Raw genomic sequence first — 15215 nt, 5'->3', positions numbered from 1 at the left:
CATGCGCACCGCCTCTCTTGCGCGCGTGGCCGCGCCTCTCCTCGTGACCGGTGCCCTGGGCGGCTGCCTGCTCGGCCCAAACTACGAGCGGCCGAGGGTGGAAACGCCCGCGACATACCGCTTTGCGCAGGCGCAAGCGGAGGACGTCGCCAACACGACGTGGTGGGAGCAGTTCCAGGACCCGGTGCTGAACGAACTCATCAAGACCGCGCTCGCGAACAACCTCAACGTCAAGGAGGCGTCTGCGCGCGTCGACGAATTCATGGGGCAGTTCGTCAGCACGCGCTCGGCGCTGTTCCCGCAGGTCAGCGCAGGGTTCCAGGCATCGCGCCAGCGCGCGTCGCAGAGCGGGCCGACGCCGATCCCCCCTGGCGTTTCGCCCGTCTTCAACGAGTTCCAGCCGAGCGTGTCCGGATTCTGGGACATCGACCTGTTCGGCAAGGTGCGGCGCGAGACGGAAGCGGCGCGCGCGAACGTGGGCGCGGCGGAGCAGGGGCACCGGGCCACGATCCTGACGCTGGTGTCGTCGGTTGCATCATCGTATATCGTACTGCGCAGCCTCGACAGGCAGCTCGAGATCGCGCAAAGCACGACCGCGAGTCGCGCCGATTCGGTTCACGTGTTCACGCTGCGCCAGCAGTTTGGGCAGACCTCGCAGATGGAGCTCGCGCAGAGCCAGTCCGACTATGAGGCGAGCGCGGCGACGATACCGCAGCTCGAGCAGCAGATCGCGCAACAGGAAGACGCGCTGTCCGTGCTGCTCGGCAGCAATCCGGAGCCCATCCTGCGCGGCCGCGCGCTGGACGCGCTTGCAGCGCCCGCCGTGCCCGCGGGCCTGCCCTCGGAGCTGCTGGATCGCCGGCCGGATGTTCTCCAGGCCGAGCAGAACCTGATCGCGCAAAACGCCCTGATCGGCGCGGCGCGCGCGCTGTACTTTCCGGACATTTCGCTCACGGGGCTGTTCGGCTCGGTCAGCACCCGGTTCTCGAACCTCTTCACCGGACCCACCCGGGTCTGGGCGTACGCTGGATCGATCACGGTGCCGATCTTCACCGGGGGCAACATCTACGGCCAGAACAAGCAGGCGGAGGCGCGTCAGCAGGAGGCGCTGTTCGCGTACGAAAACGCAATCCAGGTGGCGTTCCAGCAGGTCGACGACGCGCTGATCGCCGTGCAAAAGTCAGGCGAGCAGCTGGTTATCCAGGGCCGGCAGGTCGACTCGCTGAGCACCTATCTGCGTCTCGCGCGACAGCGTTACGATGCGGGCTATACGAGCTACCTGGAGGTGCTCGACGCGGAGCGCAACCTGTTCAACGCGCAGCTCCAGTACACGCAAACGCAGGCCGCGACGCTGACCAACGTGGTCAGCCTGTACATGGCGATGGGCGGCGGCTGGGTCGTGGAGGCGGAAAAGATGACGGCGCCCCCGCCGGCAGGCGGACAGCCGCAGCCGCCGCAGGTGCCTCCCGCCGCGCCGCAACCCGTCGCAGAGGTGCCGCAATGACGCGCGGGACCCTCATCGCCTGTCATCAGTGCGACCTGCTCCAGCGCGAATCGCCTCTCGGCGATAACGCAACGGCGCGTTGCACGCGCTGTGGTGCGCCGCTGTATCGTAGCCGTCCCGGAGGACTCGACCAGACGCTCGCGTGTACGGTGGCCGCGTTGGTGACGTTTGCCGCCGCGAACGCGTTCCCGGTCGTCGGCCTGTCAGTCAGCGGGAATCTGGTCGACACCACGTTGCTCGGTGCCGTTCTCGACCTCTATCACGATGGTGTCTGGCCAATTGCGGGTCTTGTTTTTCTGACAACGCTTTTCGTGCCCTTGCTCGACATGCTGGCGTTGGTGTACCTGCTGCTGCCGTTGCGTGTCGGATTGGCGCCATACAGACCGGATCTGGCATTTCGCGTATTACATCTGGTCGAACCCTGGTGCATGACGGAAGTGCTGATCCTTGGATTGCTTGTGGCGCTGGTCAAGCTATCGGTTATCGCGACAGTCGTGCCGGGTATCGGACTGTATGCATTCGGTGTCCAGATGTTGCTCCTGGCCGCGATATCGTCAGGTTTCGAACCACGTGATATCTGGGCGCGAATCGGTGCCGTGAACAGGTCCAACCTGAATGCGTATCCGGCGCCATGTACGGCTTCAGCACCAACAGCCGCTCGCGCTGGCTTATACGTATGCCATCACTGTGGTCTGCTTTCGGTTGCTGCCCAGCTACACGACGCGCACTGTCCCCGCTGCCGTGCCCATCTGCACTTCCGGACGCCGGGTAGCATCAGCCGCACGTGGGCGTTCGTGGTGGCCGCTGCGTTCCTGTACGTTCCTGCCAACGTGCTGCCGGTGATGAATACAAGCTCGCTGTTCGGTGCCGAGAAAGACACGATACTGAGCGGCGTGGTCTACCTGTGGACATCCGGGTCATGGCCGCTTGCGATTGTCGTGTTCATCGCGAGTATCGCGGTGCCGATGCTGAAAATCATCGCGCTGGTATTTCTTGTCGTGACGGCACAGCGTCGCTCGCGATGGGTGCCAAGGCGCAGAGCCCGCATTTATCGCCTCGTCGAACTGGTTGGACGCTGGTCGATGCTCGATATCTATGTCATCACCATGCTGGTTGCGCTGGTCCAGTTCAACGCATTGGCAACAATCGAGGCAGGTCCCGCTGCAATCGCATTCGGCGCCGTTGTCGTACTGACAATGTTTGCCGCGATGTCATTCGACCCGCGGCTCACCTGGGATACGGCAGAGGCACATCATGGACAAGCCACCACCGGCTCAAGCCAATGAGCCGCAGGATCCTGGTGGACCGGACTTCCCTGAAGTCGCTACGGTCCGTCGCGCCCGCTGGCGCCTGCAACTGGTCTGGCTGGTACCTCTCGTTGCCGTATTGATCGGAGGCTGGCTTGCGGTCAAGGCTGTACTTGAGCAGGGACCGACCGTCACGATCAGTTTCAAGACGGGGGACGGCCTGGAGGCAGGGAAGACCAAAATCAAGTTCAAGAACGTTGAAATCGGGACCGTCAGGAAGGTCGTGTTATCGAGTGACCACACCCGTGTCATCGCGACAGCCGAGATGACCAAAAACGCGTCCGACATGCTCGTCGATGATTCCCGGTTCTGGGTCGTTCGGCCCCGCATCTCTGGCGGCACTATCTCCGGTCTGGGGACGTTGTTATCCGGCTCGTTTGTCAGCATGGATCCTGGAAAGTCGAAGGTCGGGCGACACGACTTTATCGGCCTTGAGACTCCGCCGGTTATCGCAACCGGTGAGCCCGGGAGCGAATTCGTGCTTAAGGGCGAAGACATGGGGTCGCTCGATGTCGGCTCTCCCGTCTTCTTCCGTCGGCTGCAAGTCGGACAGGTGACTTCATACGCGCTCGACCCTGATGGAAACGGCGTCACGATGCACGTATTCGTCAACGCGCCTTACGACAGGTATGTGACTAAGGGTACGCGGTTCTGGCAGGCAAGCGGCATCGATGTATCGCTTGACGCGGCGGGTGTTCGGGTCAACACCCAGTCGCTTGTGTCCATTCTTATAGGCGGTCTCGCATTCCAGACACCAAAGGAAACAACCAGCACCGAGCCGGCTGCCGCGCGGAGCGAATTCGTCCTGTACCACGACCGCGAAGAAGCGATGAAGCATCCGGATCGCATTGTCGTGACATACGTCTTCAACTTCAAGGAGTCCGTGCGGGGTCTGGTCGTTGGCGCGCCAGTGGAATTCTGGGGGATCCCGGTCGGTGAAGTGACAGCGATATACACACGGTTTGATCGCACCACGATGTCGTTCACCATACCCGTCGAAGTCCAACTTTTTCCCGAACGCTTCACATCGCGTTACGCGTCAGGTGAGAAGGGGGGCAGGCTCACTACGGAACCCCACAGACTCGCCCAGCTACTCGTGGAGCGGGGGTTGCGCGCGCAGTTGAGAACAGGCAGCCTGCTGACTGGCCAGCGATACATCGCCCTGGATTTTTTCCCCGGCGCGCCAAAGGCCTCTCTTGATCTGAGCGCGAATCCGCCGGAATTGCCAACCATACCAGGTGGTCTTCAGTCGTTACAGGATTCTGTCTCCAGTCTGATTGCGAAACTGAACAAGGTGCCGTTCGAAGGAATCGGAAACAAGGCGCACCAGACGTTGGCAGACGCAGACAAGCTGGTTAAGTCCCTTGACTCCGAGGTCGCGCCGGAGGCTCGCGCTACGCTTGCTGCGGCCCGCAACGCGATCGATTCGGCCAATGGCGCGTTACAGCCGGATAGCGCACTGACGCAAAACACGGTCGAGACGATGCGAGAAATGTCGCGTGCGGCTGCCGCATTGCGCACGCTCGCTGATTATCTCGAACGGCATCCGGAGGCGCTCATCAGAGGCAAGACGGAGGTCGAAAAATGATTCGCCGCCTCTGCCTTCTTATTGTAACGGTCCACTTGCTGGTCATTGCGGGGGCCTGCGCAAGGTCCCCACAAGCGGATTTCTATACCTTGAGCGCTGAACCCATGGCCCGGCTGGTTGCGCCCGTGACGCCAGCAGCGATTGTTATCGACACCGTAACCGTGCCGGATATGGTTGACCGTCCGCAGCTTGTGCTGCGCGTGAGCCAGTCGCAGGTGAGGGTGGACGAATTTGCGCGGTGGGCCGGACCGCTAAAGGATCAGATTGCGGGTGTCCTTGCGGCCGACCTGGGCGAGCTTTTCCCCGACTCCCGCGTTTTCATTTTTCCACAATTGGCTGGCAAGCCTGCCGTCCGGCTCTCGGTCGATGTGCAGGTATTCGACTCCTCTGCAGCAGAGGGTGCCGTCCTGGTCGCCTTGTGGTCAGTACGTTATCCCGATGTTAAGGGAGCGACAGACGGGAAGTTCGTCGTGCATGAACAGGTTAGCGGTCCGGGTTACGACGCACTGGTTGACGCACACAGCCGGGCGCTCGCGGCGCTTAGCCGGGAGATCTCGAACGCGATCGTCTCAGGGATGAAGAAATGAAAACGGACCCGTCACAAGGCGTTTCAAAGGAAGCCGAAACGAAGGAACTGCCTCCGCGCGTGGCCGAAAACCTTGCGAAATTTGACCACACCGTTCTTGTGCTGCAAGGCGGGGGCGCGCTGGGCGCATATCAGGCCGGCGTGTTCACGGGCATCGCGGAGGTCGGTATTGTCCCGGACTGGATTGCAGGCATCTCGATTGGCGCGATCAATGCCGCGCTCATCGCAGGAAACCCTCCAGAAAAACGGGTTGAACGACTACGTGAGTTCTGGAAACGCGCATCAGCGCGGACGTCCTTTTTGCCGCACACGTTGTATGACACCGCACGACCATGGTTCAACGCGTGGAGTGCGGCGTCCGTTGTCACGTTCGGCGTGCCCGGATTTTTCGTGCCGCGTGTGCCACCGCCATTCCTCGCGGTTCAGGGCAGTGTCGGCGCCCTGAGTTTTTATGATACCCAGCCGCTCAAGGCGACGCTCGAGGAGCTTGTCGACTTTGATCTGATCAACGGTCAGGAAACGCGTCTTTCGTTAGGCGCAGTCAACGTGTGCTCGGGAGAGTCTGTCTACTTTGACAACACCAGAACAAGAATTGGCGCAGAGCATGTCATGGCGAGCGGTGCACTGCCTCCGGGGTTTCCACCCGTTCAGATCGATGGGCAGTGGTACTGGGACGGTGGAATTTCATCCAATACACCGATGTGGTACGTCGTCGATGAGGCCTATCGGGAAAGTGCTCTTGTCTTGCAGGTCGATGTGTTTGCCGGTGCGGGTGAATTGCCCAAGAACCTGCAACAGGTTCAGGAGCGCCTCAAGGACCTTCAATATGCGAGCAAGACGCGCTTCAGTGCGACCCGCGTCAGAGAAACCGAAGAGCTGCGGGACGCGCTGCGTCGCCTGCTGGACAAGCTTCCTGAGGCGATGCGCTCCGATCCGGACGTACAGCGGCTGGCGGCAGTGAGCACACGGGGAGCGGTTGCGCTTGTCCGCCTGACCAACCGTCATAACACCCGCTCATCAGAGTTCAAGGACTATGAGTTTTCGCGGGCCACCATTGACGAACTCTGGCAAGGGGGGCTCGATGATGTGCGCAACGCTATCTCACGGCAAGCGTGGCAGAGCGTAGTCGAGCTTGCACAGGGAATTCATGTCTACGAGTTCACACCGCTCGATCCAGGGCAGCAGGAGAGAACACCATGACTGAATCTGACGTAAGAGAGCGCGCCTTCGCCATGCCACTTACGAGTCCCGCTTTTCCACCGGGACCTTATCGATTCGTTGATCGGGAATTTCTGATCATCACCTATCGAACCGATCCAGACCTACTGAGAAAAGTAATACCGGGCCCGCTCGAGATGATCGAACCGATCGTCAAATTTGAGTTCATCCGTATGCCGAACTCAACGGGGTTCGGGGATTACACCGAAAGTGGACAGGTGATTCCTGTGAGTTTTCAGGGGCAGGCTGGCGGGTATGTACATGCCATGTTCCTTGACGACATGGCGCCAATTGCCGGCGGCCGGGAAATATGGGGATTCCCGAAAAAACTGGCGAGTCCCCAACTCCGCGTCGAAAAGGACACGATTGGTGGCGTGTTGCGATATGGGCCGATTCCAATTGCAGTCGCTACGATGGGCTACAAGCATCGTCCGGTGCCTCATGACAGGATCCTCGCATCACTGTCTGCGCCCAATTACCTGCTCAAGATCATTCCACACGTGGATGGCTCCCCACGAATCTGCGAACTGGTGCGCTATTTCTGCGAGGAGATCACAGTCAAGGGCGCGTGGGAAGGTCCCGCAGCGCTCGAGCTATTCCATCATGCTCTCGCTCCTGTCGCGGAACTCCCGGTTCTCGAAGTACTTTCCGGAGTACATATTCTGACTGACCTGACGCTCGGTCTCGGTACGGTTGTTCACGACTATCTGTCGGATCGAGAGCTCGTATCGTAGAGCTGCAAGGCAAAACAGCTATTGACACTGGCACGTCAAGCGACATTCTTTCGGGCCCGGAGTGACTGATCGGGGAAATTTTGGAGTACACGCCATGTTACGGACTGTTCGACTTCTTGGTGGGGTGCTGGTTTCGTCGTTATCGCTTGTAGCGTTCGGTGCGCAGCCGATCATCTATCCCGCCCGTGGCCAGAGTGCGGAAAGGCAGCAGATCGACACGCAGGAATGTCATACATGGGCCCAGAGAACCACGGGTGTCGATCCCGTCGCTCTTGCCGAGCAGATGGCGAATGCGCCGCCACCGGAGCAGCAGCGAGGCGGATTGTTGCGCGGTGCCGGCGGCGGCGCGTTGTTCGGGACCTTGATCGGCGGCGTGGCCGGCGGCCATTGGGGCGAGGGCGCGGGCATCGGCGCGCTGGTCGGCTCGATGGGCATGGGCATGCGAATGCGGCGCGAGCGCCAGCAGGCCGCCATGCAACAGGAAGGCATGCAGCAGCAGGCATCAGGGCAGCTTGCGACCTATAACCGCGCGGTCGCCGCGTGCATGACGGGACGCGGCTACACGGTCGAGTAGGTATCGGGTCAACGCGCCCCTCTGCGCCGGACGGTCAGTCCGCCATGAGCGGGCCTCCCCGACTGGTTCACGGGAAGCTGGAGGATAAGCCATGTTGAAGTCATTGCGGACGACTGCCGTCGCAATCCTGGTCTGCTCGACACCGACATGGGTGTCGGGTGCGGACTTCGATGGCAGCAAGCCACTGCTGTGCGCGACGATCGATGCGCACTTTTGCGACATCGGAGAGGTTTGTTTCCGGACGCTGCCGGGGATCCTCGGCGCGCCTGACTTCGTACGCCTCAACTTCGCCAGGAAACTGGTAATCAATTCGCAGCGCAGCACTCCGATCCGGTACATGGAATCGGGTGACGGCCAGTTGCTGCTGCAGGGTACCGAGTTGGGCTATGGCTGGAGCATTGTGCTCGACACGAAAACGGGCGGGATGTCCGCGACGCTGGTGAATCGCGACGACGTATTTGTGCTGTTCGGGACCTGCACGCCGTCGTAGCTTGCCAGACCTGTTTCATGTGCGTGACTCGTGCCGGGCGCTGTGCCTGGGTATTGCAACGAGCTGCAATGCAGGCGCCATGACTGGAGATCAACGCACTGCAGGAGGCTTTCGCCTTGCCTGTATTGCACGGGTCCAATAGCGGACGCGAAAGGATCATGGACGATACGGGAGCGGGGAAGCACAGTCACGGACTGGTCATGCTAGCCGCTAGTGCCCTCCTCGCGGGAACGGCCTGTGGCTTGATAGGAACGCTTTTCCGGTTCTCGCTCGAGAGCGCGGACAGAGTGCGCAATGTATTCATCGGATGGGCGCACACAGAGCACCTTGTTGGCTTCATGGGTGTTCTCCTTGCCACGTCGGCTGCGACCGCATTTGCTGCGAACCTCGTCAGGCGCCGCGCCCCCCACGCGATCGGCAGCGGGATTCCTCACGTCGAGGCCGTGGTGAGCGGTGACCTGCCCCCGGCGCCCCTTGCGCTCGTTCCAGTGAAGTTCGTCGGCGGCGTGATCGCCATCGGTGCCGGGCTCGCGCTCGGTCGTGAAGGTCCGACCGTTCAGATGGCCTCCACGATCTCAAACTGGATTGGCACGCTTCTCCGCCGGAACGCGGACGACTGCCGGATCCTGATCGCCGCCGGCGCTGGGGCGGGGCTCGCCACGGCGTTCAACGCCCCGATTGCGGGCGCCGTGTTCGTGCTCGAGGAACTGCTGCGCCGCTTCGATATGCGTACGGCCGTCGCGGCGCTCGGTGCATCGGCGGGAGCGATTGCCGTGGCGCGCCTGATGCATGGTGACGCGCCGGACTTCCAGTTTGGTGTTCCCCCGCATCCCGGCTTCGGGACAGTGCCGGTCTATCTCCTGCTTGGCGCCGTCACTGGTCTTTTAGGCGCGGCCTATTGCCGCGCGATACTGTGGGCGCTGGCTATTGCCGACTGGCTCTCGCACTGGCCGGTATATGTCCGGGGCGCGCTGATCGGCGCGGCGGCGGGGGTGCTCGCGTGGTATGCGCCAGATCTCGCTGGCGGTGGAGATCCGCTCACGCAGCGCGCGCTCCTGGGGGCGGGCGAACTTTCAGGCGTCGCAGTGGCGTTCGTCATCCGCTTCGGATTCGGTGCTCTCTCATACGCTGCCGGCACGCCGGGTGGCCTGTTTGCGCCCATGCTCGTACTTGGCGCGCAAGCTGGCCTGAGCTTCGGCAGAATCGGCTTGCTCTGGTTTCCCGGCTTCGCGGCAGATCCGGGCGCGTTTGCCGCGGTTGGAATGACTGCTTTTTTTGCGGCTGTCGTGCGCGCGCCCGTGACCGGGATCGTCCTGGTCACCGAAATGACAGGAGGCTTTACGCTACTCTTGCCGATGCTTACCGCGTGCTTCACGGCGATGGTCGTTCCCGTCATGCTGCACTGTCCACCCATCTATGATTCGCTGGGCGAACGGCTTCCTCACAAAGCTTCGCAGGTTGTGAGACCTGCCCGTTGACGTTACCGCGCGCACTGAACGGTCCTGCCGCGAATCCGGCAACGCGGGGATCGTCTGGCCTTGCAGGCCGAGGCGAACCACACGTACGGACAAAGCGCACGGAAAAGCCTCCCGCACGCAGCTACTTTGCCGCTCACAAATGCTGGCGCTTTTCATCAAGGCGCAATTCCGATAACGCTAATGCGGGAATCCCGTGCTGATGTCCTCTCGCGCTCGCTGTTCGCCATCGCGCATTGCGGCTTGAGGGTCCAGGAAGGTTTCACCTTCGTAGATCTGATAGGCGAGGCAGCCTTCATAGACCGGCGATCCGTCCAGCCTAGTGATGGTGGCTCGCGCCACGTAGCCTGCAATCTCGCTGGGTGATCGGGGTCGATACTCTGGTCGGGCGTTGATGACGATTCGATACGGCGGTACATCAATCTCCCGGTGCAAAAGCGACGACATGATGGCTCTCCGGCGCTCAACTGGATAAGCGTTACCCGTAAATCGGCAACAGCAGGAACAGTTTGATGACGATTGCGTTTGCGATATCGATGAAAAATGCGCCTACCATCGGCACGACCAGAAAGGCCAGATGGGACGGACCAAACCGCTCGGTGATGGCCTGCATGTTCGCGATCGCCGTCGGCGTGGCCCCAAGGCCGAAACCGCAATGACCAGCGGCCAGGACCGCCGCGTCATAGTTGCGGCCCATCACCCTGAAAGTAACGAACATCGCATACGCGGCCATCGCAATCGCCTGTACGGCGAGGATCACAACCAGCGGCAGCGCCAGCGAGGCTAGATCCCATAGGCGGAGGCTCATCAGCGCCATGGCGAGAAAGAGACTGAGGCTGACATTGCCCAGCATCGATACGGCGAGTCCGGAAACCTCGTACCAGCCTCGTATGGTGAGGACGTTGCGGAGCATGACACCGACGAACAGCACCCACACGAAGGCGGGCAGTTCGAACGCTTTGCCATTCGACCAGGAAGCGAGCAACGAGCCGACCGCGAGGCAAATTGCAATCAACGCGACGGTTTCGATGACGGCGTCTGGTGTAATCGGGCGAACAGCCTTCGGCTGCTCGAATGCCGTCGTGTCTGCGGTATCCCCGGGCTCCGGCCTCGGGGTGAGACCATAGCGCGTAATCAGAAAACGCGCGACCGGCCCTCCAATCAATCCGCCGAGTATCAGCCCGAAGGTGGCGCACGCAATGGCGATTTCCGTCGCGGCTGCAAGCCCGTGACGCTCCGCGAACACCTTGGCCCAAGCTGCGCCCGTGCCATGACCGCCCGAGAGGGTCACGGATGCCCCAAGCAGGCCGAGAATGTGTTCTTGCCCCAGCATCCAGGCGAGGGTAATGCCGAGCGCATCCTGCATGATGAGCAAGCCCGCCACGACGCATAGAAAGATGACCATGGCGCGCCCGCCGGATTTCAGCGCTGACAGGTCGGCGTTCAGCCCGATAGTGGCAAAGAAAGCGAACATCAACGGCGTTTGAAGTCCAGTATCGAAACGCACCTCGATGTGCGAGAGGCTGCGCATCGCAAAGACCAGCAATGCGACGAGCAGCCCGCCTGCGACGGGTTCTGGAATGCTGTAGGTGCGCAGTACGCGTATTCGAGCAAGGATCTGCCGCCCGAGCAGCAGCACGAGGCACGCTGCCATCAGCGTTTCCTGCGTGTCGAGGCTCACCATGTTCTTCTCCCGTTTATGGTTCGACAGTTCGACCGGGGCGTGAGGTTGAGCTGGCATGTCGGGGCGCGAACCTGAGCAGCAGATAGCCCATGATCCCCGAGAGCAACGACCCGGCAATCACGCCCAGGCGGATCGGTGTGAAATATTCCGGTCCCTCGAATGCAAGGGAGCCGATGAACAGGCTCATGGTGAAGCCGACGCCACACAGTGCGGCAACGCCTGCGAACTGCGGCCAGCTCGCGCCGTCAGGAAGTCTGGCCGCCCCCAGGGCGATCAGCGCGCCGCACGCCCCACAGACGCCTACGGATTTACCGACGAAAAGGCCGACGGCGATACCGAGCGTCAGCGGATCAGCAAAGGCGGCGAAGGTGATGCCGGTGAAGGAGACTCCGGCATTGGCGAAAGCAAAGACAGGCAGGATCGCGAATGCCACCCAGGGGTGGAGGTTGTGTTCAAGCCGATGCAGGGGGCGTGTCCTTCGGCATCTGTTGCCTTGAGCGGCACGGCGAAAGCGGCGGCTACCCCGGCGAGCGTGGCGTGGACGCCCGACTTCAGAACGAGTACCCAAAGGATCACACCCACAATCATGTAAGGTGCAATTCGCGTGACTTTGAGACGATTCAAGGCAACCAGCAGTGCGATGGGAATAGCCGAGAAAATCAGCATCGAGAGCGAGAGGTCGGCGGTATAAAACAGCGCAATGATGACGATCGCGCCCAGATCGTCGGCAATCGCCACGGCTGTCAGGAAGACTTTGAGCGACAACGGCACGCGGTCGCCGAGCAGCGACAGAATGCCCAGCGCAAAGGCGATGTCGGTGGCGGTGGGAATGGCCCAGCCATTCAACGCGCCGCCGTGACGGTTGGTGATAACAAAGAGGAGCGCGGGGACCAGCATCCCGCCCACTCCGCCGACGACAGGAAGCACGATCTGCGCAGGCGTGGACAACTCACCTTCGACCACCTCGCGCTTGACCTCCAGGCCGATGAGGAGAAAGAAGATGGCCATCAGGCCGTCGTTGATCCATAGCAAAAGCGGCTTTGCCAGCGCGAACGATCCGAACCGAACTTCCACCGGAGTCTTTAGCAGTTCGTCGTATGCGACGCGAAGCGGTGTATTGCTGCAGATCAATGCGAACACGGCCGCAGCCGCAAGCAACAAGCCACCCGCCGACTCCAGCCTGAGGAAGTCGGAAATGCGCTCGGTCGTCTTGCGAACCGCATTGCCGATCACAATACGCGTTCCGGTGTTGGTGCACTCGCTCGGGTGCAGCGATTGTGGGTGAATTGTGATGTGCGATGAAAAATCGGCACCTGGCGGGCGAACGCCAGCTCGGAGCATTGGTTTTATTTTGTCACGCGGCTCAATAGACGCAATACGACCTTAGTCCGACACGCGCGCGTTTGTTGTTTGAGTACTGGCTGGCTCTTGTGCTGCTGGACATCGGCATGCCGGAATCGAACTGAGCGGCCAAGTCAGTAGAGCTGCCTCAATGTCGGCAACGGCCGAACCGCTCCCGCGAAAAGCTGACGTGGAGGACCGCATGACTCAATTGACCGCCGTTGAACCCCAGACGGGGCGAGCGGCGGCAATGAGGTCGGCAACGGTCCTCTGCGCGTAGCACGGCTTGGTAGATCAACTTGTTGTCCGGATCGGGCACCGTTCCTCCACGAAGGGGCATTTGTCGACCAGAGGAGCGGAGTTTAAAGCCAGGTGCCACCCTGGCGTTCCGTCGGCTCTTGCGCAAGAGCGTCGAAATCGTGAATCCAGTCCAGATGATGCAGCAGGCTGTCGCGTGCTCGAAGGCGGGCGTTGCGCGCCTGCGCCTCGGGTCCGTCCGGCAGATGCAACACGTCGGCCGTCGATATCGAGGCGTATTGCACCTTGCGCGTGCGGCCCCGCCGTAACCGCTCGTAAGCCTCCTGTGCCTCGCGCCAGCGACCCGGTCCAGCCTTGGCCAACTGCGCGGCCAGCACCACGGCATCTTCGATCGACTGATTGGCGCCCTGGCCATGATGCGGCACAAGCGCATGCGCTGCATCGCCGATGAGCGTCACGCGGCCCTTGCTCCAGCGCCCGAGCGGGGGACGATGGAACAGACCCCAGCGCTGGCTGATGGGCACGGCGGTGATCATCTGCACCACGGCGGGATGCCAGTCCTTGAACAGGCGCAGCTGCTCACCCTCGGTCGCCGACGTGACCCAGTCGCGCGATGGCCAAGGCGAGGGATGGCGCTCGACAAGCAGAAAGTTCTGGTCGCCTTTGTCGCCGATCGGGTAGTGAAGCAGATGTCCCTGCGGTCCGACCCAGAACTGAATGGCCTCGGGATCGGGCAGGAGATCCATGCGTCCGGCGGGCACCACGCCACGAAAACCTGAGCAGCCGGAATACAGGGCATCGTCGTAGCCGAGCATCCAGCGCCGCGTGATCGAGCGTGCGCCGTCCGCGCCGATCACCAGATCGGCGTCGATGTGCCGACCGTTGGCGAAACTCAGACTCACGCGATCCGGATGCTGCACGAGATCGGTCAGCCGATGGCCGAGATTGATGCGCTCGAGGCCGACCGCCCGCGACAGCACGGCCTGGAGATCCGCGCGATGCACGCCCCAATACGAACCGCCGAACTGCTGTCGATAGCTCGGCTCGCCACGATGCTGTCCAATCACTTCGCCGCTGCGCCCGTCCCGATAGATCAGCGCGGGTATTTCAGCGCACACTGCGTCGAACGCTGCACGCAGTCCCATGCGCTCATAAAATCGCGTCGCATTCGCCGACAGCGCGACGGCCGCTCCGACCTCGCGAAGCTCGTCGGTCTGCTCGTAGAGTTGCACGTCGATGCCATGTTCTCGCAGTGCGAGCGCGAGCGTGAGGCCGCCGATGCCAGCACCGACGATTGCGATCTTCATATCCAGCTGTTCCATGGGGTGTCTCCGATATTCAGACTATGTGATTGAGTCGGCACGGCATGCGTACTGTGCTGAAGTGGGATGCGTGCGCCTTGTCTGAATTCTCGTCACTGACCAGACATTCCACAATAAAATGGGGGAAATCTGCTTCATCACTGAAATCAATGATGACGAGGGACCCGATCATGGAACTGAGTGAAGTTGATCTCAATCTGCTGCTGCTTTTCCAACGGTTGATGCGGGAGCGGCGCGTAGCGACCGTGGCCGAGCAGATGAACATGAGTCAGCCGGGCGTCAGCAACGCGCTTGCCAAACTGCGTCGACGGCTCGGTGACCCGCTGTTCGTGCGTGCGCCGGGCGGCGTCGTGCCCACGCCGTTCGCGTTGCGCCTCGCAGAGCCGGTTTCTCAGGCGCTCGCCACGCTGCACGCCGCGCTCAATCCCGAGACGGGGTTCGATCCGCTGCGTGTCACGCGCACGATAACGATCGGCATGACCGACATCGGCGAGGTCGTCTTTCTGCCCGCGCTTGTCGAACGACTGTCGCGCGAGGCGCCGGGCATCGCGCTCAATACCGTTCGCGACACGAGCGTCAATCTGGGCAACGAGATGGCCGAGGGTAGGGTCGATCTCGCTATCGGACTACTGCCGCAGCTCAAGGGTGGTTTCTATCAGCGCCGCCTGTTCAATCAGCCGTATGTCTGCCTGTTCAGGCGCGGCCATACGCTCGAAGATGCGCCGCTTACGCTCGCTGCCTGGCGTGAAGCCGAGCATCTGGTGGTGGTGTCCGCCGGCACCGGACACGGTCAGGTCGACGACTGGCTGAAACGACGGGGCGTGCAGCGCCAGGTGCGATTGACGGTGCCTCACTTCATGAGCGTAGGCTTTATCCTGCAACGCACCGATCTGATTGCCACGGTGCCGGAGCGACTGGCCTTGCAACTGGCAGCGCCGTTTTCACTGAGCCTGCGCGCATTGCCCTCGAAATTGCCCGCTGCGCCGATCCATTTGCTCTGGCACGCGCGAGTCCAGCAGGACGAAGGCAATCGCTGGCTGCGCAAGGTGGTGATCGACCTGTTCGCGGACTCGGCAATGCCAACGCGTAAAACGAAGTCCGTGTAGACCGCCGCAAGCACTGGGCACTGCCGTG

Annotated in this window: 13 protein-coding genes and 1 pseudogene; 10 read left to right on the top strand and 4 right to left on the bottom strand. The window is 61.7% G+C overall.

Going from position 1 to position 15215, the window contains the following annotated elements; genetic code table 11:
- Position 1 precedes the first annotated feature (1 nt).
- The 9 genes from H1204_RS24975 (at position 2) to clcA (ending at position 9479) form a co-directional block, all read left to right on the top strand.
- Positions 2-1504 carry an efflux transporter outer membrane subunit gene (locus H1204_RS24975; RefSeq protein ID WP_180731223.1) on the top strand — a complete coding sequence of 501 codons (1503 nt, stop codon included), beginning with the start codon at positions 2-4 and terminating at the stop codon, positions 1502-1504.
- The gene (locus tag H1204_RS24970) at positions 1501-2790 is read left to right on the top strand and encodes a paraquat-inducible protein A (RefSeq protein ID WP_180731222.1); all 1290 of its coding nucleotides are present in this window, start codon (positions 1501-1503) and stop codon (positions 2788-2790) included. Before H1204_RS24975 ends, H1204_RS24970 begins: the two co-directional genes overlap by 4 nt.
- On the top strand, positions 2759-4399 hold the full coding sequence (locus H1204_RS24965) for an MlaD family protein (RefSeq protein ID WP_180731221.1): 1641 nt from the start codon (positions 2759-2761) through the stop codon (positions 4397-4399). The genes H1204_RS24970 and H1204_RS24965 overlap by 32 nt, the downstream gene beginning before the upstream one ends.
- Positions 4396-4986: a PqiC family protein gene (locus H1204_RS24960; protein ID WP_180731220.1), complete on the top strand. Its 591-nt coding sequence runs from the start codon at positions 4396-4398 to the stop codon at positions 4984-4986. Before H1204_RS24965 ends, H1204_RS24960 begins: the two co-directional genes overlap by 4 nt.
- Positions 4983-6185 carry a patatin-like phospholipase family protein gene (locus H1204_RS24955; protein WP_180731219.1) on the top strand — a complete coding sequence of 401 codons (1203 nt, stop codon included), beginning with the start codon at positions 4983-4985 and terminating at the stop codon, positions 6183-6185. Before H1204_RS24960 ends, H1204_RS24955 begins: the two co-directional genes overlap by 4 nt.
- Positions 6182-6937, top strand: coding sequence for an acetoacetate decarboxylase (locus H1204_RS24950; protein ID WP_180731218.1), 756 nt, complete (start codon positions 6182-6184; stop codon positions 6935-6937). The genes H1204_RS24955 and H1204_RS24950 overlap by 4 nt, the downstream gene beginning before the upstream one ends.
- A 94-nt stretch (positions 6938-7031) precedes the next feature.
- Positions 7032-7511: a glycine zipper family protein gene (locus H1204_RS24945; RefSeq protein ID WP_180731217.1), complete on the top strand. Its 480-nt coding sequence runs from the start codon at positions 7032-7034 to the stop codon at positions 7509-7511.
- Between the two features lie 91 nt (positions 7512-7602).
- Positions 7603-8001: a hypothetical protein gene (locus tag H1204_RS24940; protein WP_180731216.1), complete on the top strand. Its 399-nt coding sequence runs from the start codon at positions 7603-7605 to the stop codon at positions 7999-8001.
- A gap of 158 nt (positions 8002-8159) precedes the next feature.
- Positions 8160-9479 (top strand): H(+)/Cl(-) exchange transporter ClcA, encoded by a 1320-nt coding sequence (gene clcA / locus H1204_RS24935; protein ID WP_180731215.1) that lies wholly within the window; start codon positions 8160-8162, stop codon positions 9477-9479.
- A gap of 177 nt (positions 9480-9656) precedes the next feature.
- Here the strand turns inward: clcA and H1204_RS24930 are convergent, their stop codons facing one another.
- From H1204_RS24930 to H1204_RS24915, 4 genes and pseudogenes are all read right to left on the bottom strand, one after another.
- A complete protein-coding gene (locus H1204_RS24930) occupies positions 9657-9923 on the bottom strand; it encodes a hypothetical protein (RefSeq protein WP_180731214.1) in 267 nt (88 codons plus the stop codon).
- Positions 9924-9954: 31 nt separating this feature from the next.
- Positions 9955-11160, bottom strand: a complete 1206-nt coding sequence (gene gltS, locus H1204_RS24925) for a sodium/glutamate symporter (RefSeq protein WP_180731213.1) — start codon at positions 11158-11160, stop codon at positions 9955-9957.
- A gap of 13 nt (positions 11161-11173) precedes the next feature.
- Positions 11174-12396, bottom strand: a pseudogene (gene nhaA / locus H1204_RS24920) (Na+/H+ antiporter NhaA).
- Positions 12397-12863: 467 nt separating this feature from the next.
- Positions 12864-14081 (bottom strand): FAD-dependent monooxygenase, encoded by a 1218-nt coding sequence (locus tag H1204_RS24915; RefSeq protein WP_180731212.1) that lies wholly within the window; start codon positions 14079-14081, stop codon positions 12864-12866.
- 170 nt (positions 14082-14251) lie between these two features.
- On the opposite strand from H1204_RS24915, the gene H1204_RS24910 reads away from it, so the two are divergent.
- Positions 14252-15187 (top strand): LysR family transcriptional regulator, encoded by a 936-nt coding sequence (locus H1204_RS24910; protein WP_180731211.1) that lies wholly within the window; start codon positions 14252-14254, stop codon positions 15185-15187.
- Positions 15188-15215: the final 28 nt, after the last annotated feature.

This window comes from Paraburkholderia sp. PGU19, from assembly GCF_013426915.1.
Taxonomy (GTDB): Bacteria; Pseudomonadota; Gammaproteobacteria; order Burkholderiales; family Burkholderiaceae; genus Paraburkholderia.
This window is presented reverse-complemented; position numbering and strand designations above follow the sequence as displayed.